10 protein-coding genes are annotated in these 25,236 nt (G+C 50.1%); 1 reads left to right on the top strand and 9 read right to left on the bottom strand.

The window, feature by feature from the left end; all coding sequences use genetic code 11:
• Positions 1 to 194: 194 nt before the first annotated feature.
• From ACNRUY_RS16540 to cspE, 9 genes are all read right to left on the bottom strand, one after another.
• Positions 195 to 1,028, bottom strand: coding sequence for a hypothetical protein (locus ACNRUY_RS16540; protein ID WP_488112754.1), 834 nt, complete (start codon positions 1,026 to 1,028; stop codon positions 195 to 197).
• The gene (locus ACNRUY_RS16535; RefSeq protein WP_488112753.1) at positions 1,021 to 3,066 is read right to left on the bottom strand and encodes a LysM peptidoglycan-binding domain-containing protein; all 2,046 of its coding nucleotides are present in this window, start codon (positions 3,064 to 3,066) and stop codon (positions 1,021 to 1,023) included. Before ACNRUY_RS16535 ends, ACNRUY_RS16540 begins: the two co-directional genes overlap by 8 nt.
• On the bottom strand, positions 3,056 to 3,568 hold the full coding sequence (locus tag ACNRUY_RS16530) for an Hcp family type VI secretion system effector (protein WP_488112752.1): 513 nt from the start codon (positions 3,566 to 3,568) through the stop codon (positions 3,056 to 3,058). The genes ACNRUY_RS16535 and ACNRUY_RS16530 overlap by 11 nt, the downstream gene beginning before the upstream one ends.
• 266 nt (positions 3,569 to 3,834) lie before the next feature.
• Positions 3,835 to 5,601: a type VI secretion system baseplate subunit TssF gene (tssF, locus tag ACNRUY_RS16525; RefSeq protein WP_488112751.1), complete on the bottom strand. Its 1,767-nt coding sequence runs from the start codon at positions 5,599 to 5,601 to the stop codon at positions 3,835 to 3,837.
• 29 nt (positions 5,602 to 5,630) lie between these two features.
• Positions 5,631 to 6,035 (bottom strand): type VI secretion system baseplate subunit TssE, encoded by a 405-nt coding sequence (gene tssE, locus ACNRUY_RS16520; protein WP_488112750.1) that lies wholly within the window; start codon positions 6,033 to 6,035, stop codon positions 5,631 to 5,633.
• A gap of 3 nt (positions 6,036 to 6,038) precedes the next feature.
• Positions 6,039 to 7,511, bottom strand: a complete 1,473-nt coding sequence (gene tssC / locus ACNRUY_RS16515; RefSeq protein ID WP_488112749.1) for a type VI secretion system contractile sheath large subunit — start codon at positions 7,509 to 7,511, stop codon at positions 6,039 to 6,041.
• A 28-nt stretch (positions 7,512 to 7,539) separates the two neighbouring features.
• The gene (gene tssB, locus ACNRUY_RS16510; protein ID WP_488112748.1) at positions 7,540 to 8,064 is read right to left on the bottom strand and encodes a type VI secretion system contractile sheath small subunit; all 525 of its coding nucleotides are present in this window, start codon (positions 8,062 to 8,064) and stop codon (positions 7,540 to 7,542) included.
• A gap of 11 nt (positions 8,065 to 8,075) precedes the next feature.
• Positions 8,076 to 9,644, bottom strand: a complete 1,569-nt coding sequence (tssA, locus tag ACNRUY_RS16505) for a type VI secretion system protein TssA (RefSeq protein WP_488112747.1) — start codon at positions 9,642 to 9,644, stop codon at positions 8,076 to 8,078.
• 1,022 nt (positions 9,645 to 10,666) lie between these two features.
• On the bottom strand, positions 10,667 to 10,876 hold the full coding sequence (gene cspE, locus ACNRUY_RS16500) for a transcription antiterminator/RNA stability regulator CspE (protein WP_488112746.1): 210 nt from the start codon (positions 10,874 to 10,876) through the stop codon (positions 10,667 to 10,669).
• 574 nt (positions 10,877 to 11,450) lie between these two features.
• On the opposite strand from cspE, the gene ACNRUY_RS16495 reads away from it, so the two are divergent.
• The coding region (locus tag ACNRUY_RS16495; protein ID WP_488112745.1) for a VCBS domain-containing protein at positions 11,451 to 25,236 on the top strand (13,786 nt) is incomplete at its 3' end.

Below are 25,236 nucleotides of genomic sequence, written 5' to 3'. Positions count from 1 at the left end.
TGGTCACCGGGTTCAATCAAGACAGTCAGTAGTAAGGGGGCGGAGCGTTGTGCAGGGCTTTCCGTTTCCAGCGCTTCACTCTTTAATTATCTGGGGTATGGGTAGAAGCTCAGGCTTGACCTGATGGTTAATGATTTTTAAGAAGGTGTTTGTCAGGTTAAGTTTTAACTACTTCAACTTACAGACCAGTATTTTTATTTGTCCAGCCATTTTTTTGCTTGCACTGTTAAATCTTTCCGGCATGATTCAACAAAGATTTCTTTGCCACTGGTTAAGTGTTCATAGGGGTAAGACCCTTTACACTCTTGTAGCTTTAATTCTATTTCACCTCCTGGGTTAACGACGTAATAGCGCTGTACCCATTCTTCATGTCTAGCAACAGTCCAACCATTACTGAGTGCTACCGGGAAAAATACTTGATCATTTTTAGGGGTGAATGCAGGCTCCCAATATGTGGCTCCAGTATAACCAACACCTTGATAGGTTGTGAAATATTGGTTGCTTAGCTCTTCTAATATGCTGATTACAATAGCATCCTTAACGCCCTGCCTATCTAAAGTTACAAGGTAGAATGGATGGTGTTTTTTATTATCAGTTCCTATTAATGTGGCTATAACAACAATGCAATTTATACCTGTTCCACAGTTTGGAATCTGAACATAAAGCCATTTATAGGTATCATCTATCGTTGTTTTTTTTTGCAAAGCCTTAGGAAATGCTAAATATCGATCTTCATTTAGTTTCTCTGGTTTAAAATTCATAAACTGTTTTTTAAACCATGTGTCGAAGTTACTTATTGGTTTAGAGCTTTTGGGTTTGTTTTTGAACCCAAATCCCGAATAGAGGCTAACGCCATGAGCAAAGTTTTTTGTTTCAAAAGCTTTCCAGTATTCTGATGGTAAGTTACCTTCAACTCTATTCATTCCGTCGAACACCTCATTCCATTCTGATTCGCTCAGTATTTCGGAAAAAGAATAAGGTGTAAACAGTGTGGTCATGATTAATAGAATAAAACGTATGCTACGCATTGCTTACCTCTTTAACAAATTCTTCTTGAACTTTTTTTTCTTTCTGGAATTTGTCTTTATTCCAGCCGCTGAAGAAGTTTTGATAGCTCTCATCTATGACACTCCACCTTTGAGCGTCAGTAATAGTTATATTGCCATCATATTTCTTATCGGTTCCAGACATGTGATGTATTCTTCGTTTGTATCGATCCCCTGGAATACCATCTTTCCCGTTCTTACTAAATAGGGGTGTGAGGGTTACAGCATTTCCATTTATTAGGAGTTTCTTTTCTATCCAGAGTGTTTCAGACGCAATAACAGCTTTTATTCCCTCAATATCATTCTCCACAAACCGTTTCTGAATATATGGCCTTGATTTAGTGTCGTAGTCGCCGCGAAACTTCAGGTCAACCACCAGATCAACCAGTGGTGGGTCCAGGGTATCCAGGTCTGCACTGCCATAGGTTTCGCTGTTACTCTGAGTGATACGCTCCACTTCTCTTTTTTGTTGGGCATATACCCACTGAAACAGGTGGTATTGTTGCTTCCTTGTTATTTCACGAGCTGCCTCAGGAACCTCGTTCTCAAATGTATTCATATGAGCTTGTGCTGAATCCCCTTTTAGAGATGCGCCTCTCTTCAGCCACTCAAGCAGACGTGAATCTATCGGCTCAGCAAAGTCAGAAATGGTATTCAATGTCTCTTCTATCTGGGTTTCACTAAACTGACCAACATCATAGCCTCGGCCAATTGTGACGCCACTGTAATCAGTTTTAGGCCTGTGTGGTTTGCGAGAGAATAGTTTTTTAGTCTTGTCTTCTATGCCCTCAGCATCAAACGTCAGCTGACCTCTAGGAACCGTCAGCCACTTAATATCATTGGAGTCATCGACATTAATCACAATGGCATCAGAGGACACGGATGTTTCAGAAATCGGAATAATATCTTTAACCAGAACGGCCTTATCGGACTCATACCAGACATTGCCGCCTTTCTGAATCGCCCCCGGTTCTTCAGGGGGGAGAGACTTGTCGGTTGTCAACGGCAGCTTTAATGCATCTCCAATAGCCAGACTGTCCCTATTGGCCTTGAACTTTGGATTTGATTCAACCAGTTCATCCAGGTTGATATCGTGTTTGTTCGCTATCCCTGACAGGGTATCTCCAGCAACCACCTTATAAGTGGGTGTTATCACCTCTCGACTCAGTAGTTCATCGTTTACCGATTCATACAACCTGGTTTGATCGATCGCTGTAGCATTTTCTTTCAACCAGGTCTCATCCACTTTATTGAAGTCCTCTGTGGTCATCCGGTTAGAGCGATAGAGCACATATTGCTGTTTCGCGGCCTCCCAGTCACAGCGTGTATAGAGCTCAATTTCATGAATCAACTCGTCACTGGCCTGACCAGGCAGCGATTTTGTCAGCTTAAACTGATGGCTGCCTTCTTCAATGGTGTATTCATTTTGCAGGGTGGCTTGATGAAAGTGGTAGAAGTACCCCTTTGTTGGAAAACCAAGCCTTGGGCCAACGGGCACTGCTGGCACCACTTTTACCGTTTTCTGTACGCAGGGCCTTCGTTCTTCTTCACCGGTTTGATCCGTTGCTTCATTTTCCTCTTCAGGGGGCAGGGCGGTGCTCACCTGTGAAGGACTGGTAGCTGTGGTTGCCGGTTCTGTGGCTGCTGGGGTGGCTGATGATCTCTCCTGATGAGTCTGTATGGTGGTGTTTAACGCTCCCGATTGAGCGCTCTGGCCCTCTCTGCCCAGAAATGTGAACAGCTCCTCAGCAAACTGAACACCCAGTAATTCCAGCTTTCCAAGACAGCGAAGCTGATGCTCCATAGCCGCAATACCGTCCTCAACAACACGGATACCTGAGTAAACCTGTTCTTTAAAGTCGGTGGCAATGCGTTGAACTCTCTGGTTAAACTTAATTCTGTCGTTCTGGTCGTCAAAGAGTCGATGCCCGAGGCTACGGGCGTTACCAAGCAGCACCTCGTAAGCCTCTTCCAGCAGTTCTATTTTTTCCTGCTGCTCCCGGTCCTGATCAGCCCGCATAACCATTTTCCCAGTAGTCTGAACCGAAGGTACCGGAAATTTCGTGGATGTATTCCAGCTTGCGGTAGTTCAGCTTGAGGGTTTCCGTGGGAGCCGCAGCGCCGGATTCAATGCGATAGGCGCGGCAGTCCGGCATTTCATTGCGCATATCGACAATCACTGCATCGTGCAGGCGGATAGTGAAAAAGTGTTCCTGTTGGCCTTGTGGGCTGGTGCGATACAGTTTCAGTTCGCACTGGGTCAGGGTTTCGCCGGTGGTCAGGGCCGCCAGCAGTGGTGGTGTGGATTTATCCAGTTCCTTGGTAATGATCAGGGGCTGGTGTGCACACAGGCCCGTCTGACCGCTTTTACCAGTAGAGACCTGGTGTGAGTAGGCCTGAACCAGAATTTCGTCTTCATGGTCTTCCTGATATTTATTACCCACGGATTCCGGAGTGGAGTTTCCCTGGGTAATTAGCCCCTGTCGTTCACCGGTGATGCTCAGATACGCTGGATAGGCCATGGTTTCCCCCATTGTCTTAAGAATGTCGTATGAAGCCGCCGCCAGAAGCGGGGCTTATTCTTTGTTGTTTATGGTGTGAATCGTTGCAATAAAGATGATCTTGTTGTTTTCACCGGGCTGCCTGCCAGGCACGCTACCGCCCGGGTTTTTGGAAAGCCTCTGTGGGGCTTCCGGCGCTTCCTGATAATCAGGGACAACCTGCAGCGCAATCGTCGAATTGTTTCGCCGTCCTCAGCGGCATCAGGGCCTGAATTCAGGCGTGATCATCAGATAATGGGCTGCATGCCCATCCGGGGTGCCCACTGATAAAAGGCGCCCTCGGTACTTTTCACGGCCAGTTCATGAAATGAGTTGATGCTGGAATAGAGGGCAAAAAACTCATTGATGACCGTGGCAAACAGATACATATCCCCTTCGCAGAGGAAGTTCCCCGGGTTCATGGTCATTTCGGTCTGAATTCCCCGGACCGGCAGTCCTTTCCAGAGGCGGTCTGTCCTGCTGTGTTCAATTCCCTGGAGCCCCTCGAGCAGCCGCCGGGTCCGACGTGCACTTTTGTCGTCATAAGCCGAGGGAAAGTCATAGGTTTCCAGGACCACCCGCAGGGCCTTCAGGTCGGTCATGGACAGGTAGTTCAGGGACATATTGGATACCAGTCGCCAGAGCGTATCCCGGCCGATGGGGGGCGGATAGGTGGCGGTCACCGGTGAAATATTGCTGAAACGGGCGAAGTCCGGGGTGTCTGCCCCGGGACGGTGGATGTCCCCGACCTCCAGGTGCGCAGGCAGGTTCTGGTTGCAGCAGGTGAGCTCAATGCTCAGGGTTTCGGCCGTGCTCAACTGGCCGCTCTGGCTGCGGTTGCCGATGCTGATAAAGGTGTCAATCCGGTGGTCACTGGTGCCCGGTTGCTGGCGGACACTGTAAAAGGGAGTGGTTCCGGTATCCCCATCGTGCTCAAAGGATTCAAAGTGGTGATAGTTTCTCTGGCCACTGCCACCGGGCTGCCAGCCGTAGACCCGGTCAACACTGAATACTCCGTAATACCTGGGATCCGGCTGTCCGGGAATCACCTTGTACTCACTCTGCCGGTCATCCACCCGTAATGGCATTGCGTCCTGCTTGAACAGGTTGACCACCGGGGTGCAGTACAGGCGGAGGTGGTCGGTTGAAGGCCGGAAGGGCTGGGCTGGTGCCTTGTTCACCGTGAACCTCAGCACCAGCTGCCGGGCAGTGCGGTTCTGTTCCGTAGCGTGGTTGAGAAAGCCCAGGCCACCCACATCCACAAACAGGAATTTCTCAGGGAAGCAGTAATATTCCTGGAGGTAGCGATAGCCCATAAACGTGTTCAGGGGGTAGTCCATCAGACCTTCGGTATCCGCCAGCCCTCCGGGAGTCAGCTGTTCGGTGGCCAGGTGGGTGGTGGACAGCAGCGTTTCTTCATTGTCCAGCACCTGTACTTCCGCACTGTCCAGATTTTCCAGCAGGGTCAGATAAAGCCCCATGGCCACAGACCTGTCTCCGGCGCAGTGGAGCCGGATTTTTTCCAGCCCAAGGCTGTGCAGGGGGGCATTATTGGTCAGCTGAAAACGCAGGGACAGAACGCCACCTTCTCCTCCTGAGGTGAAATGGACATCTTCCAGGGCCAGGGGATAGAGCTCGGTGTCGTAGCAGGTTTTGAACTGGCAGTGGGTGCCTTGGATCGCCCGGGACTCAACCTGGGTTCCCCGGGGCAGGGTCTGGCGGCTGGCCAGCTGGGTCAGGGGCTCAAAGGCGACCATGCTGAAAGCGGGCACCGGGCGTAGGTAGTTAGGCCACAGCAGCTGCAGCAGCGAGTGGGACAGTTCCGGCAATTCGTCGTCCAGTTTCTGGCGCAGGCGGCCGGTCAGGAAAGCGAAGCCCTCCAGCAGGCGCTCCACATCGGGGTCCCGTCCCTGCTGGGAAAGAAACGGTGCCAGAGCCGGGTTGCGCTCGGAGAACTCCACTCCCAGTTCCCGCAGGGCAATCAGTTCACTCTGGTAATACTTGTTAAACGACATCCTTCGACTACCTGGCTATACCTGACGGGCTATAGAATCTGCACCTGGCCACCACGGGCGAAATGGGCATTGAAGCTGATTTTCCGACTGACCCCATTGACCTCAATTTCCCCGCCAATGGTGAACGGCATGGCGAACGGGTCCTGCTGGTTCTCATGGGGCTCCACCTGAACGGATTTCAGACGGGGCTCATATTGGAGAATGACCGTCTCAATGTGCTGGCGAACCTGGTGGATCACATCGTGCTTGCTCAGGTGCAGGTTGTTGAGATCCGGCAGGCCGTAGTCAGGCAGGCTCATGGAGGCGCCCTGTCGGGTACACAGCATTTTCGATATATGGCTGGCAATGGAGTTGGTCAGGGCATCCTCCACCGGCAGGGCGGACCTGCCGGTGGATTCCCCTGCCAGCCGCTCAAACAGACTGGCGGTACTCATGGATCAGTCCTTGTCCAGCTTGCCAACCAGGGACAGCGTGAAGTCGGCCCCCATGTATTTGAAGTGTGGACGGACTTCAAGGCCAATGCGGTACCAGCCTGGTTGACCTTCCACATCCGATACCTTGATGCTGGCAGCCCGAAGCGGACGACGGCTACGTACGTCAGCCGGCGGGTTTTCCTGGTCGGCAATGTACTGGCGAATCCACTTGTTCAGCTCGGTCTCCAGGTCTGTGCGCTCTTTCCAGCTACCGATCTGTTCACGCTGAAGCACTTTGATGTAGTGCGCCAGACGGTTGATGATGAACAGGTAAGGGAGCTGGGCACCCAGGCGGAAGTTCATTTCCGCTGCCTTGCCTTCTTCGGTGTTGCCAAATAACTTCGGCTTCTGCACGGAGTTGGCGGAGAAGAACGCGGCGTTGTCAGAGCCCTTGCGCATGGTCAGGGCAATAAAGCCCTCTTCAGCCAGTTCGTATTCACGACGGTCGGAGACCAGTACCTCGGTGGGAATCTTGGTTTCGATTTCCCCCATGCTCTCAAAGTGATGGAGTGGCAGGTCGGCTACGGCTCCGCCGCTTTGCGGGCCGACAATGTTGGGGCACCAGCGGTATTTGGCAAAGCTTTCGGTGAGACGGGTGGCGAAGGCAAAGGCGGTATTACCCCAGAGGTAGTCTTCATGGCTGCCGGTAACGTCTTCACGGTAAGCAAAGGTTTTCACCGGGTTGTCTTCCGGATCATAGGGCTGGCGCAGCAGGAAGCGCGGCAGGGTCAGGCCCAGGTAGCGGGAATCTTCGGTTTCCCGGAATCCCTGCCATTTGGCGAACTGTGGGCCTTCGAAGTGATCGCTCAGGTCTTTCAGGTCCGGCAGGCCTTCAAAGTTTTCAAGGCCAAAGAAGCGTGGGCCGGCAGAGGCGATAAAGGGAGCGTGGGCCATGGCTGCTACCGCCGCGGCATGTTGCATCAGGCGGACGTCTCCGGCGCTTGGGCCAAGGCTGTAGTTGGCAACGATAGCGCCCACCGGCTCGCCACCAAACTGGCCGTACTCTGCCGTATAAACGTGCTTGTAAAGGCCAGACTGGGTGATTTCCGGAGCGTCTTCGAAATCTTCGAGGAGGTCGTCCCTGGAGACATTAAGGATTTCAATTTTGTTGTTTTCCCGGAAATCGGTCCGGTCAACAAACAGTTTCAGTCCCCGCCAGGCGGATTCCAGGGCCTGGAATTTCTGGTCATGCAAAATGGCATCGACCTGGCGGCTCAGCTTTTCGTCGATCACCGTAATCATCCGGTCAACCAGGGCTTTTTTGACCGGTTCGTGTTCGTTCTCAGGCTTCAGCAGCTCTTCAATAAAAGCACTGACGCCGCGGCGGGCAATTCCGTAAGCTTCATCTTCGGTGGTCAGGCTGGTCTGGGCAACGATCTGGTCCAGGATGTTGGCGTCTGCCTGAACCTGGGGTTGCTCTGCAACGGTGGCGGTCATTCTTCACTCCTCACTAGAATTCCTGGGATCAGCTTTTGGCTTTTTCTTTAGCCGCCTTTTCGGTACCAAGGCCCAGCTCAGCCAGCACTTTGGCCCGGGCATTGTCGTCAGACAGCACTTCTTCAATGGCATTGCGGAAGGCCGGGGTGTTCCCCAGGGGGCCTTTCAGGGCAACCAGGGCATCACGCAGTTGCATCAGCTGATTCAGTTCTGGCACCTGCTCGACAATGCTGGCAGGGTCGAAATCTTTGATGGATTCAAACTCCAGGGCGACCGGCAGTTCGTCGGGAGTGTCACTGCCTTCTTCCCCCAGGTGGTTGGGCACGGCCAGGTTGAGCTTCAGTTCTTGCTTGGCGAGCACATCGTTGAAGTTACTTTTGTCAACATTGATGGGCTTGCGGTCTTCCAGGTTCTGGTGCTCATCCCGCTGGGTGAAGTCCCCGAGCACCATGGTTTTCATTGGCAGTTCAACATCTTCCTGGGCGCCACTGCTGGCCGGGGTGAAGGTGACGTTGATGCGCTCCTTTGGTGCAATTGAGCCCTCATTTGCCATGTTTATATCTCCTAGGTTTTGATAGTGCCGGCCTGGTCCAGGACGGAACGGATATCCAGACAGCACAGACGTGCCTGAATTTGGTCAACGACAGATGACTCCTGCTTACCCGCAGGCATTTTTTCCCATGCCTTTCTGAGCAGGCAGAGAGCATCAATCTGCAGTTGTGGCTCCCAGTCACTGATCTTCCTGGCGGTGAGTGACTGGTCCAGTTCGGTCAGAAGGGCGACGGCCCATTCCACTTTCTGGGTTCGAAGGCAGAAACGGGCCAGGTTCAATTTCCAGAAGTAGCGCTCACGGTCACTGGTGGCAGAATGGGCACCCTGTTGCAGCGGTTTGACGGCGGCTGAGGCGGATGAGGTTTTCAGCAGGGCAAAGGCTTCATCCAGAGCCTGGTCCCAGGGGGGGGGCTGGTCATCGCTCTCTTCTGGTGGGTCGAGGTTGTCTACTTCGTTGTCTGGCTTGAGCACCACAGAGGTTATCCATTGCTGTGTTGCTTCGTTCGCAAAGGGCGTTCCGTCATCAAAGAACAGTTCCGGCAGCTCCGGCAGCCGTTCAAGAAAACCTCTCAGCTCAGTCACCACCACTTCCGCTGCCCGCTGGTTACCCAGAGCTTCCAGGCAATGCCAGGTCAGGTAGTGACCATCCAGCCAGAAAGGTGATTTGGACAGGCTGCTCTCCACCTCCGGAAGCAGCTCCAGATAGTTTTTCTTGTGGAACAGCTCTTTGTATTCATGGGTCTTGGTGACAGGAACGGGTTTCAGGCGGGTATGATACTTTTCATCGAACGGGGGGATATTCAGGGCATCCAGCCAGGTAATGACTCGGCTTAACTGGTAGCTTCGTGGGTCGGAGCAATTCTGGGACATCCAGTAGCGGGTTAACTGACGACTGATGTCCTGGAGTTTGCGCATGGCCTTGCGGGCATCCGACTCATTATTGACGGAGATATTGCCGGTCAGAAGTTGATCAGCACTGCTGATAACCTGGCTGATAACACTGGTTTTTTCTTCTTTTTTGGGAGGCGCTTTCTGGAGCGCGGCCTGGGTGGATCGCTTGATTTCCTGTTTGAGTTTCCGGGCAATGGGGAGTATCAGGGGAGCGTCTTCCCCGAGTTTCTCGCTGAGATGCTGATCCAGCTCACTGATCAGCGACGCCAGTTCCTCAAGCTCTCCCGGGTCCGCCGTGCTGGCAATGATCGGTTCAATGGCGTTATCAATTTTCGGGAATAACCACTTGAGTGCTGCCGCCCTGGATCGGGGCTTCAACGGGAACAGGCTATCCCAGTATTGATCAACCAGTTTGATCAACAGGTTTAACCCGGTCAGTAAGCCTTCTTTATGAGTGGTTTGATAATTGGCGTAGCACAACCAGCAAGCCAGCTTTAAATCCTTGGTTCGTTTTTCCAGGAGAGAATGGGATTGCAGTTGCACCCACTTCCAATCGACCTGCCCTGAGCTGTAAAGGCTGTTCTGCTTATGTATTTCCCGGTCTATTGCATCGTAGTCTTCTTCGTAGCGGAGGTCTTCACCCGAAGGGTTTGTGCTGCTGATAGGCTTTAATAACGATTCCATTTGCATATTAGAATTTCCGTATCATCCTCTAAATAAAAAAGGAATGGTTTTTCTTAATGAATGGATAAGTATTCAATTGAGTTAAATGTTTATTACTAACGTCAGTAAATCTGGTTGATAAGTAACCATGTCCGTTTATGAGTGGGTTGCTATTGCCTGGGCGCCTTTATTACCTAGGGGTGAGCATTATTATGCGGGTGATTGTGTTGTGTATATTGGTATTTATAACTAGTGCGTCCCAGTGAGAGATGTGTGTTTTTTTTCTGATTGTTATTTGATCATTGTTTATTATATTGGGTTTGATTTTAGTGATTTCTGGTCTCGTAACTGGTTTCTTTGTTTCCTGGGGTTTTCTATTTATATACAAAGGTTAAATTAAATTTTTACCGAACAGTTTCGATTGATTCAGCAGCAGTTGTTGTGGTTTGGTAGGAGGTTGTTTAATCATCGAAATACATATTTGTTAAATTATTTGGCATTTATGTTGAGGTTTTATATTTTGGGATGCTGTCTTTTTTCTTATTTAGTGACATTGATCACACTAGTGACTGTTGTATTGGTGAAGTCTGATGCAGGCGAAATTTTTTCTGAGGATTGGCTGGGTGACTAGCTGATGCTCTATTGAGCAGTAGAATAAGGTATTTTTTGATGGATAAGCCGGCAAAGTCCATGCAGGTGTGTTCTCTGGAGCGTCATTGCATAGAGTGGTTTTTTTTGGGGGATGACACGCAAGACGAGATATCCATTTTGATGGTGAGCGAGCCTTTTCATTGGGTAACAATAGGGGGAGAGGAGAGTGGGTTGCTGTTGAGGGGCTTCTAGTACAGTGGTACTTCTGAAAGGGGGGATTTCCAGGCTCTATATGAGGTTATGGTGAGATTGGGTCATGGTGCTTTTCTGTATTTTAAGTCTATTGTTGGTCTGTGGCGGTAATAAAGACATAAAAAAAGGCAAGGTTTATACCTTGCCTTTTTGCTGCCTGAACTGGCTACTTGCCGCGTCAGGCAGTGTGCAGCATTCTGTAAAAATTACAGAGCTACGATGTCTTCAGCCTGTGGGCCTTTCTGGCCTTGAGTTACAGTGAACTCAACCTTCTGGCCTTCAGCCAGGGTCTTGAAGCCATCGCCAACGATCTGTCTGAAGTGAGCAAATACGTCAGGACCGCCGTTTTCCTGAGCGATGAAGCCAAAGCCTTTTTCTTCATTGAACCACTTAACGGTACCGGTTGTTTTAGACATAGTCATATCCTGATTAAACAATTGTGATTGAGGCCTTGTGTAGCAAGGCTCGCAGAGCTGGAAGTGTTGCTATTAATATGAATAACAGGACGAAGTACTACGATTGGAACAACGAAATGCAGGCATAAATATCAAACTTACTTTCAAGCTCAAGCGATTATATACCGTTTTACTACCAAGGCAATGAGTATTTTACATCATTTTCAACCGGCTATTGATTTTATTCCTGCCCTGTCATGGGCTTTCTCCTGCGAGGATAAAGGCTGCAGATCCCTTAGTCAGCCTGAATAAAGGGCTGTCAGCTTCTTGACTTCATACTGCTGGAAACCTGTTTTTTATTTATCACAGACGTTTTTTATCAGCTGAAATGACTGCTTTTATGAGATTGCATGGAAATATTCACCATTACGAGTGCTTTCTGAGCGGCTGGAGTTCGGCACGATGCCAGGACTTTCTCAGACCCACAAGAAATCAGATGAAATATGCATCCGGGGGGAAAACGCTAACTAGAATTAATGCAATCAATTAAAAATCTGCCTTTAAAAAGCCGAACCAGCCAGGGATGGAAAACACAATGCTTTCGAGTAGCAATGGAAATATCATTGGTTATGTTTCTGACGCCAGTGGTCCTATTCAAGTTACTGATTCTAATGGAAATATTCGGGTGGTTCAGGTGGGTGATCCTATCTACCTGAATGAGACCGTTGAAAATGGCTCAGCTGCGGTGGTTGTTATTGAGCTGATTAACGGCCAGTTGGTCAATCTTGCGGTACAGCAGCAGCTGGTTATGGGGCCGGAAATTTTAAGTTTGTTTGAAGAAACGGCCGCCGGGGAAGAGGAAGACAGGGAGGTTAGCCCGGAAGAGGGAGAACGTGAGAGTGTACCCAGTTCAGCGGCTGAGTCGGATGAGAATGAGAATGCGGAAGGAAGTGAGTCGCCAACAGATAGCGGACTGAATGAGCAATTCATCATTGAGCGGGAAGATAGCACTTCAGAAGGGCCCGGGTCAGTAGAGGAGGCTGATCAAGAGAATGATGAAGCTCAGCAGGGCCAATCCACAAGCGAGGCACAGGCGCCCTTACCCACCGAAGAAGCCCAGACTTTTGAAATAGAGAGCCAGAGTTTTTCTGTGGATGAGAATGTGCTTTCAGATGGCTCTGTGATTGTTGGGAGTGTTAATGCCCAAACTCAGGGAGCGCAACGCGCCCTTACCTATGCCATAACGGGCGGTAATGACGAGGGCAAGTTCTCCATTGATCCACAGAGCGGTGATATTTCAGTGGTTGGGGAGCTGGATCATGAACTGACGAACAGCTTTGACCTGACCGTTCAAGTCACAGGTGCTGGTGGTGTCAGTGAAAGTGCCCAGGTATCGATTGCTGTCAATAACCTGAATGAAGCCCCGGATGCCAATGAAGATACCGGTTCTACCTATGAAAATGTAACTCTCCTTCTGGATGTGCTGGCGAATGACACAGATGTCGACCTAGATGATGATTCCGGAAATTTCAGGCTCGGTGCTGCGGATGTGGTGGATGGAAATGGCGATCCTGTCAGTGGCTATGGGTCGGTCAGCATTGTTAATAATCGGCTTGTTTTTAATCCTGGCACTGATTTTGAGGGTCTTTCTGAAGGGGCAACTGAAACCGTCAACATCCGCTATTCAATGTCGGATGACAGTGGAGCAACCTCAAGCTCCTCTGTCACCGTTAATATAACAGGAACCAATGATCGCCCTGTTGCTGAGTGGGTGTCCGCTGCTGCCAGCGAAGGCGGTGGGGTTGTATCTGGCCGCTTTTCTGCCACTGACCTGGACAGCTCAGACAGCCACTCTTTTTCCATAGTCACTCCACCGTCAGAAGGCACGGTGACCAACCATCAGGATGGAACCTTCAGTTTTGATCCGGGAGATCGCTTCCAGGATCTTTCTGAGGGTGAAACCAGAGAAGTGACATTCACCTATGTTGCTGTAGATAACTCGGGTACCAGCTCTGCCACCAGTAATGAACAAGCTGTCACCATCACCGTGACAGGTACCAATGACCAGCCGGTGGCTGAGCTTGTCAGCATTGATGCAATTGAAGACGGTTCTGTTGTATATGGTCGGTTTTCTGGAGCCGATGAGGACCACTCTGATACGCTCAGTTTTGCCATTTTGACTCAGCCCGGTGAAGGCACTGTTACCAACAATAACGATGGGACCTTCAGTTTTGAGCCGGGGAGTGCTTTTCAGGACCTGTCAGAAGGTGAGAGCCGTGAGGTGAGTTTCACTTATGTGGCTGTGGATGACTCCGGCGCTGCTAATGACACCAGTGAAGAGCAGACCGTTACCATCACCGTGACCGGTACCAATGACCAGCCAGAAGTCAGCCAGAGCATTTCTGCTGCCAGTGATGAAGAGGCAGCCCCCTATACGGTGAGCCTGCTTGATCATGCAACGGATGCTGATAGCAGCGCCCTGCTTTCTGTACCCCTTGATGACATAACACTGGTGAGTGGTGATGCCCGGGGTATTCAAATTGGGACGAGTGAGCTGCTGGTTCAGCCCGGTTCTTATAATCACCTGGCTGAGGGTGAACAGGAAGTCATCGTTTACAGTTATACCATTGATGATGGACAGGGAGGCTCTGTAGAGCAGAGTGCTTCAATAACTGTTGCCGGGACGAACGACCTTCCGACAGTCTCATCCGCAATTGCCATCGTTTCCTCAGAAGACAGCGACCAGATACAGATAGATCTGTTGAGTCATGCTACAGACGTTGATGAATCAGATGTTCTTTCTCTTCAGGCAGGAAGCTTGAACTTGTTATCAGGTGATGACAGTGGCGTTGGAATTTCGGACAACCTTCTGACGATAGAGTTATCTCCCTATCAGTACCTCCTTCCAGGAGAAAGCAATCTTCTTGAATACAGTTACACCATTGAAGATGGGAATGGCGGCACAGTTGTGCAAAAGGCGGTCATTACCATTACCGGCAGTAATGATGGCCCCCAGGTGACGGCATCAGTGAATGCAGAAGCCTCAGAAGATGACAGTACTTTCAGTGTCGACATGCTATCGGGGGTCACCGATGTGGATGATGCCCAGAACCTGTCTGTCAGCAATTTATCTCTGGTCAGTGGTGATGACCAGGGTGTCACCGTTTCAGGTAATCAACTTCAGGTGGATCCCTCCTTTTACCAGTCTCTGGCTGAGGGAGAGTCTGAGTCCCTGGTTTATGTGTTTGATGTAGAAGACGGGTCGGGGGGGAGCATCAGTCAGACAGCGGCCATTACTCTTCTGGGTACTAATGATGCCCCTGAGGTCAGTGCCCAGGTGATGGCCACCGCTGGTGATCAGGATAATATCTTTACCGTTGATTTGCTGGAGCACGCTTTTGATATTGATGCCAGTGATACCCTTTCAGTTCTTCCGGACAGTATTTCTCTGAGTGGAGGTAATGGTGCAGGTATTACTGTCAATGGGAATACCCTGAGCGTGAATCCGGCCGCTTACCGTTATCTGGCTGAGGGTGAGCAGGAGAACATTCGTTACGATTACACTGTATCCGACGGTAAGGGGGGGACCGTCCCCCAGTCTGTGATGATCACCGTTGACGGAAGCAATGACCAGCCAGTGGTGGAAAACGTCAATGTAGCAACGGCTGAAGACTCGTTGGTGACCGGAAGCTTCTCTGTGACCGATGAGGACGACTCTGACACTCACAGTTTTACAATTTTAACCCAGCCGGGTGATGGAACCGTTACCAACAATAACGATGGGACCTTCAGCTTTGATCCAGGCAGTGCCTTCCAGGAGCTGGCGGAGGGTGAAAGTCGTGAGGTGAGTTTCACCTATGTTGCCGTTGACAACTCGGGCTCTGCCAATGCTTCCAGTGAGGAAAAGACCGTTACGATCACGGTCACTGGTACCAACGATGAGCCAGAGGTCAGCCAAAGCATCGAGGTTGTCAGTGAGGAAGATGCTGATGCCTTTTCAGTAGACTTGCTTGAACATGCCAGTGATACCGATGGAAATGACAGTCTTTCTGTATCAGCAGACAGTATCACTCTGGTCAGTGGTGATGCCCGTGGCGTTCAGGTTGGAAGCAACCAGCTGCTGGTTCAACCTCATCTTTATAACAATCTGGCTGCTGGTGAACAGGAAACCATTGTTTACCGATACACCCTTGAAGATGGAGAGGGGGGCTCAGTTGAGCAGACGGCATCGATTACGGTGTCTGGCAGTAATGATGCACCTACCGTTTCTTCTGCGATTGCCGTTGTTTCGTCTGAAGACAGCGACCAGGTTCAAGTCGACCTGCTGAAAAATGCTGTGGATGTTGATGATTCAGACACCCTAAGCTTGAAGGGGGGAAGTATCAGCCTGGTTTCTGGTGATGACAGCGGGGTTGTTATTGTTGACAACGCCCTAACGTTAGAGTTGGAGCCATACCAGTACCTGGCCCAGGGTGAAACCAACCTTATCGAATATAGCTACATCGTTGAGGACAACAATGGTGGGGAAGTTGCCCAGAGGGCGATTATTACCATCACCGGAAGTAACGATGGTCCTCAGGTGACAGCATCGCTTAATGAGGAGGCTTCTGAAGATGACAGTGCTTTCAACGTCAACCTGCTTTCAGGGGTGAGTGATGTTGATGACGCTCAAAGCCTTTCTGTCAGCAATTTATCGCTTACCAGTGGTGATGACCGTGGAGTTACGGTTGCGGGTCATGAATTGTATGTGGATCCGACTTCTTACCAGTCTCTTTCAGAAGGTGAGTCGGAGTCCCTGGTTTATGTGTTTGATGTGGAAGACGGTTCAGGAGGAACAATAAGCCAAACCGCCGCTATTACTATTACAGGAACGAATGATAAACCCATTGTTGAGTCGGCCAGTATTCAGGCAATAGAGGATACTATTTTTCTAGAAGGTCGCTTCCTGGCAACCGATACAGACAATTCTGACACACACTCTTTTAATATTATCAGCCAGCCATCTGAAGGGCTGGTGATTAATAATGGTGATGGCTCTTTCAGTTTCAATCCTGGCAGTGGTTTTCAGGACCTGGGGGTGGGTGAGACCCGTGAAGTCACTTTTACCTATGAAGCGGTTGATGACTCTGGCGCTGCCAATGACACCAGTGAACCTGAGGTCGTTACGATTACAGTCACTGGAACCAATGACCGACCAATAGCGGAGCTTGTTACAGGTGCTGCAGTTGAAGGTGGTTCGGCAATTACGGGAGAATTCGCCGCTTCTGATCTTGATTCTACCGACAGCCACTATTTCGAAATTTTAAGCCAGCCTGATGAAGGGACTGTGATCAATAATGAAGACGGAACCTTCAGTTTTGATCCAGGCATTGAATTTCAGGATCTTGGAGAAGGTGAGACCCGTGAGGTCACATTTACCTATTCAGCGATCGATGACTCTGGAGCGAATAATGCCACCAGTGAGGCTCAGACGGTAACCATTACGGTGACCGGTATAAACAACCAGCCGGTGGCAGAAGTGATTAGCATATCCGCCACTGACGGTGGCAACGCGGTGACTGGTAACTTTGGAGCCATTGATACAGACGACAGCGACGCACACACCTTCGCTGTTTTGAGCCAGCCCTCTCAGGGAACCGTCGTTAACAACAATGATGGTACCTTCAGTTTTGATCCAGGCACAGATTTTGTCGATCTGGCTGATGGGGAAAGTCGTGAAGTTACATTTACTTATCATGCGGTTGATGACTCAGGGGCTGCCAATGCCACCAGTGAGCCACAAACGGTCACAATTCTGGTATCCGGTTCCAACAGCCAGCCTGTTGCTGAAGTGGTGAGCATCAGTGCTCAGGAAAATGGTGCGTTGGCCACGGGTGAGTTTGTTGTTACTGATGTGGACACTTCCAACACTCATAGCTTTAACATCCTCAGTCAACCCGGTGAGGGGGTTGTGGTCAATAATGGAGATGGTTCCTTCAGCTTTGACCCCGGTACTGATTTTCAGGAGCTTGCTGAAGGTGAAACCCGTGAGGTGACGTTCACGTATGAGGCAGTGGACGACTCTGGAGCTGAAAATGCTACCAGTGAGCCGAAGAGCGTTACGGTGACTGTAACGGGTACCAATGACCAGCCTGTTGCTGAAGTAGTGAGTGTCAGCTCCGTTGAAGATGGAGCTGTCATTACTGGCGAGTTTGCAGTGACAGACCTGGACAATGCTGACACCCATAGCTTCACCGTTCTGGATCAGCCGGCAGAAGGCAGTGTTGTCAATAATGATGATGGTACCTTCAGTTTCAATCCTGGAAATGATTTTCAGGATCTTGCTGAAGGTGAAACCAGAGAAGTGACGTTTACCTATGCAGTGACAGATGACTCCGGTGCTGATAACGACACCAGTGAGGCCCAGACGGTCACCATTACGGTAACCGGAACTAATGACCAGCCTGAAGCCGAGGTAGTCAATATTACCGCTCAAGACGGCGGTAATGCCGTGACGGCTGATTTTTCTGTAACGGATGATGATAGCTCTGATACACACACCTTTACGATTTTGACCCAGCCAGCAGAAGGTGCGGTCATCAATAATGACAACGGCACTTTCAGTTTTGACCCCGGTTCCGATTTTGAAGATCTGGCTGAAGGTGAAACCCGGGAGGTGACTTTCTCCTATACGGTGGAAGATAGCTCTGGTGCGGCCAATGGAACCAGCGATGCACAGACCGTCACCATCACTGTGACAGGGAGTAATAACCAGCCTGTAGCAGAAGTGGTCAGTGTCAGCGGCACAGAAGATGGGGATGCGGTGACGGGGCAGTTTCAGGTAGCAGACCTGGACCTCACTGATTCTCACAGTTTCAATATTCTTACCCAGCCTGTTGAAGGGAGTGTGACCAACAATAATGACGGCTCTTTCAGTTTTAATCCTGGCAATGACTTCCAGAACCTGTCGGCCGGCGAAACACGAGAGGTAACGTTTACTTATGAGGCCGTAGATGACTCAGGTACTGATAATGCTGCCAGTGACCCCCAGACTGTCACTATTACAGTTACGGGAACGAATGATAAACCTGAAGTGGAAGTATTCAGTATTAATGCCACGGATGGCAGCAATGCTGTTACAGCCAGCTTTGAAGTATTAGACCCCGACAGTGAAGACAGCCATACCTTCACGATTCTCAGTCAGCCAGATGGAGGCATATTAACCAACAACGGTGATGGTACCTTCAGCTTTGATCCAGGCAGTGATTTTGAGGATTTGGCCGGAGGGGAAACACGAGAGGTAACGTTTACCTATGTGGCAGAGGACGACTCTGGATTAGATAACGCTACCAGTGAGTCAAATACAGTCACGATCATCGTCGCAGGAACTAACAGTCAGCCTGTTGTGGAAGTTCTGTCATCCAGTGCAATTGAAGATGGCAATATCATTACGGAAAACTTTGCTGTAACGGATGATGACTCCAGTAACTCCCATACCTTCAATATTGTCAGTCCACCAGCAGAAGGCGTTGTCATCAACAATGATGATGGCAGTTTCAGTTTCAGTACAGGAACTGATTTTCAGGATCTGGCGGACGGAGAAACCCGTGAAGTGACTTTCAGCTATGTAGCTGTTGATGATTCCGGGGCGGATAATGCCACCAGTGAGCCAAAAACCGTCACCATTACCGTGACTGGCACCAATGACCAGCCAGTGGCCGATGTGGTTAGCGTGGATGCTGAAGAAGGGGGAAGCGCGGTCACGGGTACTTTTGCCGTAACCGATGGAGACAGCTCAGACACTCACACCTTCAATGTTGTCAGCCAGCCCACGGAGGGAACCGTCACCAATAATGATGACGGCACCTTCAGCTTTGATCCAGGCAGTGATTTTCAAGATTTGGCAGAGGGTGAGACCCGTGAGGTGACCTTTGACTATGAGGCGGTGGACGACTCAGGAACCGCCAACGCCACCAGTGAGGCGAAGACCGTCACCATCACCGTGACAGGTACTAACGACCAGCCGTTGGCGGATGTGGTCAGTGTAGATGCTGTCGATGGGGGCGCAGCGGTGACCGGCAGCTTTGTGGTCGCGGATGCTGATAGCAATGACAGTCACAGCTTTACCATTGAGAGCCAGCCGGCAGAAGGGACACTGACCAATAATGATGACGGTACCTTCAGCTTTGATCCGGGCAGTGATTTCCAGGATCTATCGGAAGGTGAAACCCGAGAGGTGACGTTTACCTATGTAGCCACTGATGATTCAGGAGCCGCCAATGCCAGCAGTGAGGCAAAAACCGTCACCATCACCGTGACCGGCACCAATGATCAGCCGGTGGCGGAAGTTGTTGAAGAAATGACAACCAAAGTTGATGTATTAACTGGTAACTTCCTGGTTACGGATGGCGATAGTGGTGATAGTCATACCTTCAATATTCTCAGCCAGCCAGCGAAGGGTACACTTGTTAACAATAATGATGGCACTTTCAGCTTTGATCCTGGGAATGAGTTTTCCGATCTGGACAGCAGAGAAAGTGAGGATGTTACATTTACGTATGAAGCGGTAGACGATTCAGGTACCGCCAATGCCACCAGTGACCCACAAACAGTAACGATCACAGTGACAGGAACTAATAACCAGCCAGTCGCAGAGGTTGTTAGTATTCATGTCAATGAAGACAGTAACTCCGTCATGGGCTTCTTCAATGTCACTGATGAGGATGCAGGAGACAGTCACTCTTTTGAAATATTAAGCCAGCCCGCTGAAGGTACCATAGTTAATAACAATAACGGCACCTTTACCTTTACACCAAACCGTACTTTCCAGGATCTGGATAGTGGTGAAACAAGGCAGGTAACATTTACCTATGTAGCAGTAGATGATTCCGGTGCTGCCAATGCCTCCAGTGAGGTACAAACAGGGACTGTGACGGTTCATGGTGCAAATGAGCAGCCAGAAACCGTTTATTTATCTGATTTATCCGTTTCTGAAACCACCAATATTTACAGCGATGAATTCAAGCATGATGTTTATACCCAGGGAAAGAGCATAAACATTGATGGTACCTATTACGAAAAAGGGATCTATCAACACCCCGCTGATAATGCTGTCAGTACTGCAACCTATGATTTGCCGGAAGGAGCCACCAGTTTTTCGGCAACACTGGGTATGTTGTCCAGCGGCTCCGTCAGATTCAGTGTTCTGCTTGATGGTCAGGTGGCTTATCAAAGCGGCACAATCACTTCCAGCTCAGACAAGATTCCTGTCAATGTGAATGTCAATGGTGCCAGTGAGCTGACGTTACAGGTTGACTCGCTAGGTACTAATAACTCGGATCATGCCATCTGGGCCGATGCGAAACTATCAGTTGTACCTGGTGAAAACATTGCACCTTCGGACTTAACCCTGGGCGTTGCAACAACAGATGAGTTTGCCCTTCACCAGAATACTGCGAGCACCCAGTACGATCCTCAGGTAACGGCTCTGGATAACGGTGGTTTCCTGGCGGTCTGGACAAACCAGAATTCCAATGCTTCCACAGGCGGTGATGGGAGCAATTATTCCATTAAAGCGCGGTTGTTTGATGCAGATGGTCAAGCCTCTTCTAATGAGTTCCTCATAAATCAGACAACCTACCACCATCAACTGCATCCTTCTGTGACCACACTGGCTAATGGCGACACATTGGTTACCTGGTCCAGCTATCATTCGGGCTCCAATTACCGACTATATGGCCGCCGGTTTGATGAAGATGGTAATGCAGTGACGGGAGAGCTGACTCTTTTCGAATCTGCAGGAACCCAGCATTATGATTCGTCTATCTCTGCACTGGCTGATGGAGGGTATCTGGTCAGTTGGGAAGATTCGAGCCTGGATGGTTCCAGTGCGGGAATTTACGCTCAACGTTTTGATGCGGATAATCAGGGGTTTGGGCAGTTTAAGGTCAATTCATATACCACAAACAGCCAGCATAACCCTGTCACATCTGGACTTGCCGATGGCGGCTATGTTGTTGTCTGGAATGGACGGGGTCCTGATCAGGCTGGTGATGATGGTATTTACCTCCGACACTATAATGCTAATGGCGAGACACTTCATGAAGCTGCCGTTAATACCACTCTTACTGGTACGCAGAGTAATGCTCAAATAGTCGCTCTGGCTGAGGGTGGCTATGTAGTTACATGGCAGAGTGACCACAGTGGCAGTTATAACCTTTACGGTAGAACCTATAACGCTGATGGCGAAGCCGAAGGTGATGAATTCCTGCTCTTTGAGAATGCTAACTCTAATACCAACAATGATGTTACCGCACTGGATGACGGTGGATTCCTGATCAGCTGGTATGAAGATTACGATGTCTATGCACAGCGTTTTGATGCTGGTGGTGATGCTTCAAGTGATGTTTTCCGGCTGCATGACCGGAAAGGAGATACCCAGAATAACTCCAACCTGGATGTGCTTTCTGACGGTCGTGTAGTTGCTGTCTGGCAGTCCGGTGTTCAGGATGGCAGTGGTGATGGCGTTTATGCCAAAGTCATTGCCGTGAACGGGCTTGTTAAGGACAGTGCTGCTAATGGCGTTACTGTTGGGCGGGTCGTTGTGGATGATCCAGACTTTGGGGAGGATCATGTTTTTGAATTAGAAGACGACGCTGGTGGGCGGTTTGTTATCGATTCAGAAACGGGCTTTATTACCATCTCAGATGCCGATCAGATTGACTATCAAGACAATACCAGCCATGACGTTTCCGTTACGGTGACGGATAAGGTTGGCCACACCATTACTAAAACTCTGACTATTGAGGTTGCACCTTCCAGTCGTGCACCGGAAAGCCTGAAACTGGTGAGGGATGAAAGTGATGAGTTTGCCTTGAATGAAAAGACCACTGGAGACCAGTTAGAACCGGTGGTCACCGCACTGGATGATGGTGGTTTTCTGACTGTGTGGACTAACCGTAATGCTACTGCCTCTACAGGAGGAGATGGCAGCAGTTACTCAGTTAAAGCACAGCGTTTTGATGCTGATGGTCAGGCGGTTGGCAATGAATTCCGGGTAAATCAGAGTACAAGTAGCACTCAACAACACCCTTCTGTGACAACGCTTACCAATGGTGATGTACTGGTTACATGGACTTCTGCTCATTCCGGAAAATACCGAACCTATGGTCGTCGATATGACGAGGACGGCAATGCCCTGACAGGGGAGTTTACACTTTTCCAAAGCTCCGGCGACCAGCAATACCAGCCAGAAGTTACTGCCCTGGAAGGCGGGGGATATCTTGCAACCTGGCATGATTCAACGTTGGATGGTAGTAACAATGGTGTCTATGCCCAGCGGTTTGATGCAGATAATAATGGTCTTGGCCAGTTTCGGGTTAATACCTATACGGCGAGCCACCAGGATCTTCCTGATGCTACCGGGCTTCCTGATGGTGGATACGTCATCGTCTGGGATGGTCGCGGGGCCGATCAGACCGGCGATGACGGTGTGTACCTGCGCCACTACAGTGCGAATGGTGAAACGCTGCTGGAAACAACTGTCAGCAACACAGTGGCAAGTACCCAGTATCGTGCACAGGTCACAACTTTGGCTGATGGCAACTACGTGGTCAGCTGGTCGTCCTATCAAGATGGTTTTTATAATGTGTATGCCCGGGTTTTTGATGGGCAGGGGCAGTCAGTAGGTGATGAGTTCCAAATCAGCAATTATGATTCAACTCATGGATATAATTCCGACATCATTGCTCTGGATGATGGGGCTTTTCTAAGCACATGGTATGCGAGTAACACTGAAGGCTCTAATAACGAGGCATACGTACAGCGTTATGATCAGGACGGCTCACCCATTGGCGAGGTCTTTAGAGTTAATGATTATCAAGGGGCAGGCCAGGGATCTCTGACGTTTGATATTTTGTCTGATGGTCGTTTAGTGGCTGTCTGGCAGTCAGGTGGTGGTCAAGATGGAAGTGGTTACGGCGCATTCGGCAAGGTGATCGCCCTTGACGGTCCTGTTAGCGAGCGAGCAAAAGCTGGAACCTCAGTAGGACGGGTTGAAGTGACTGATCCTGACCTGGGGGATCAACATCAATTTGTTCTGGAAGACAACGCTGGTGGCCGTTTTGCCATTGATGAGGATACGGGGGTTATCAGTGTTGCCAATCCAGCATTAATTGATTACGAAGAAAATACCAGTCATGAACTGTCGGTTAAGGTAACTGATGGAGCTGGTCTTACTTTAACCCAGACCCTCACCATAGATGTTGCTCCGGGTAATCATGCCCCAGCCACTATCCGTTTAGGGATGGTTGATAGCGGTGAGTTTGCAGTCAATCAATACACTTCCGGTAATCAGGACGACCCTCAGCTGACGGCTCTGGACAATGGCGGCTTTATGGCGGTCTGGGTTAACCAGAATGCCAGTACATCAGCGGGTGGGGATAACAGTAATTATTCGGTCAAGGCCCGCTTATTTGATGCGGATGGCCAGCCTCAGGGTAATGAAATCCTGATTAATCAGACCACTTATCACCATCAGTACCTGCCTTCAGCCACCACTCTGACCAATGGTGAAGTGCTGGTGACCTGGAGTTCCTATCAGTCCGGCTCAGCCTACCGGGTTTATGGCCGTCGGTATGATGAAGACGGTAATGCACTTACCGGTGAATTTACATTGTTCGAAAGTGCCGGAGGTCATCAGTATCACCCTGAAGTCTCCGCTCTGGCGGATGGTGGTTATGTAGTGAGTTGGCATGATTCAAGCCAGGACGGCAACGGTAATGGTGTTTATGCCCAGCGATTTAATGCAGATGACGAAGGGCAGGGGCAATTTAAAGTAAACAGTTACACCACGGGCCACCAGGATCACAAAGACGTCGCGGGGCTCAGTGATGGTGGCTATGTCATCGTCTGGGATGGGCCCGGTGAAGGCCAGACCGGAAATGATGGTATTTACCTCAGGCAATATGCTGCCAATGGCGAAACCGTTCAGGAAATCGCCGTTAACAACACTGTTTCAGGAACCCAGTACAACCCAAGAATTACAGCGTTGGCAGACGGTGGCTATCTTATTACCTGGAGCTCCAACCAGAACGGAGCCTATGATGTTTACGGTCGCCGATACGATGCTGAGGGCAGGCCTCAGGGCATCGAATTTAAAATCAACCCGGAGTCGTCTCAACACGAATACAACAGTGATGTTCTCAGTCTGAACGACGGTGGGTTTATTGTCAGCTGGAATGCCCAGCACATGGACGGGGCTGATTATGAAGCCTATGCCCAGCGCTATGATGTTGATGGGGTGAAGGTTGGGGATAGCTTCAAGCTCAATGATTACATGGGCAATAACCAGCAGAATGCCCGTCTGGAGCAGTTGGAAGATGGTCAGATTGCGGCTGTGTGGCAGTCCAATGGCCAGGATGGCAGTGGTTGGGGTATTTATGGGAAGGTGCTGGCCCTTGATGGTTCAGTAAAAGAAGGGGTTGCTTCTGGAACCGCGGTAGGTCAGGTCAATGTGGATGACCCTGATTTTGATGACCAGCATCAGTTTGCTCTGGTTGATGACGCTGGTGGCCGCTTTATGATTGATGCGGATACCGGTGTAATCAGCGTTGCTGATCCAGATTTGATTGATTACAGCGAAGACACCAGCCATGACCTATCGATTCAGGTGACCGACAGTGCCGGGCATACACTTACCCAGACCTTGAGTGTTGATGTTACGCCCAGTAATCGGGCTCCGGCCAGCATGAGCCTGGAAAGAGTGGAGTCGGATGCCTTTGCGTTGCATACCTTCACCTCCGGGGGGCAGGTTCATCCGGTTATTACCGCTTTGGACGACGGCGGATTTCTTTCTGTCTGGACAACGAGAAATGGCAGTGCTTCTACGGGTGGGGATGGCAGTAACTATTCAGTGAAAGCCCAGCGGTTTGATGCCGATGGGCAGCCTGCAGGAAATGAGTTCCAGATTAACCAGTCCACTTACCATCACCAATACCAGCCTTCAGTCACGACCTTAACCAATGGTGACGTTTTGGTTACCTGGACCTCTTATCAGAATAATGCCAACTATCGGGTCTATGGTCGCCGATTTGATGATGAAGGCAATGCCCTCAGTGGTGAGTTCACGCTGTTTGAAGGAGCTGGCAGCCATCAGTATGAAACGGATGTTACTGCCCTGGAAGATGGCGGTTATCTGGTCAGCTGGCAAGACTCTTCGCTGGATGGAGATAATTATGGGGTCTTTGCTCAACGATTTAATGGGGATGATGAAGGCCAGGGGCAGTTCAGGGTAAACAGTTATACCAGCAGTACCCAGAACTGGCCTGATACAGCCGGTCTTGCAGACGGTGGTTATGTGGTGGTCTGGCAGGGGCGGGGAGCAGATCAAACCGGCAACAATG

The sequence above is a fragment of the Endozoicomonas sp. Z74 genome (genome assembly GCF_057680865.1).
This window is presented reverse-complemented; position numbering and strand designations above follow the sequence as displayed.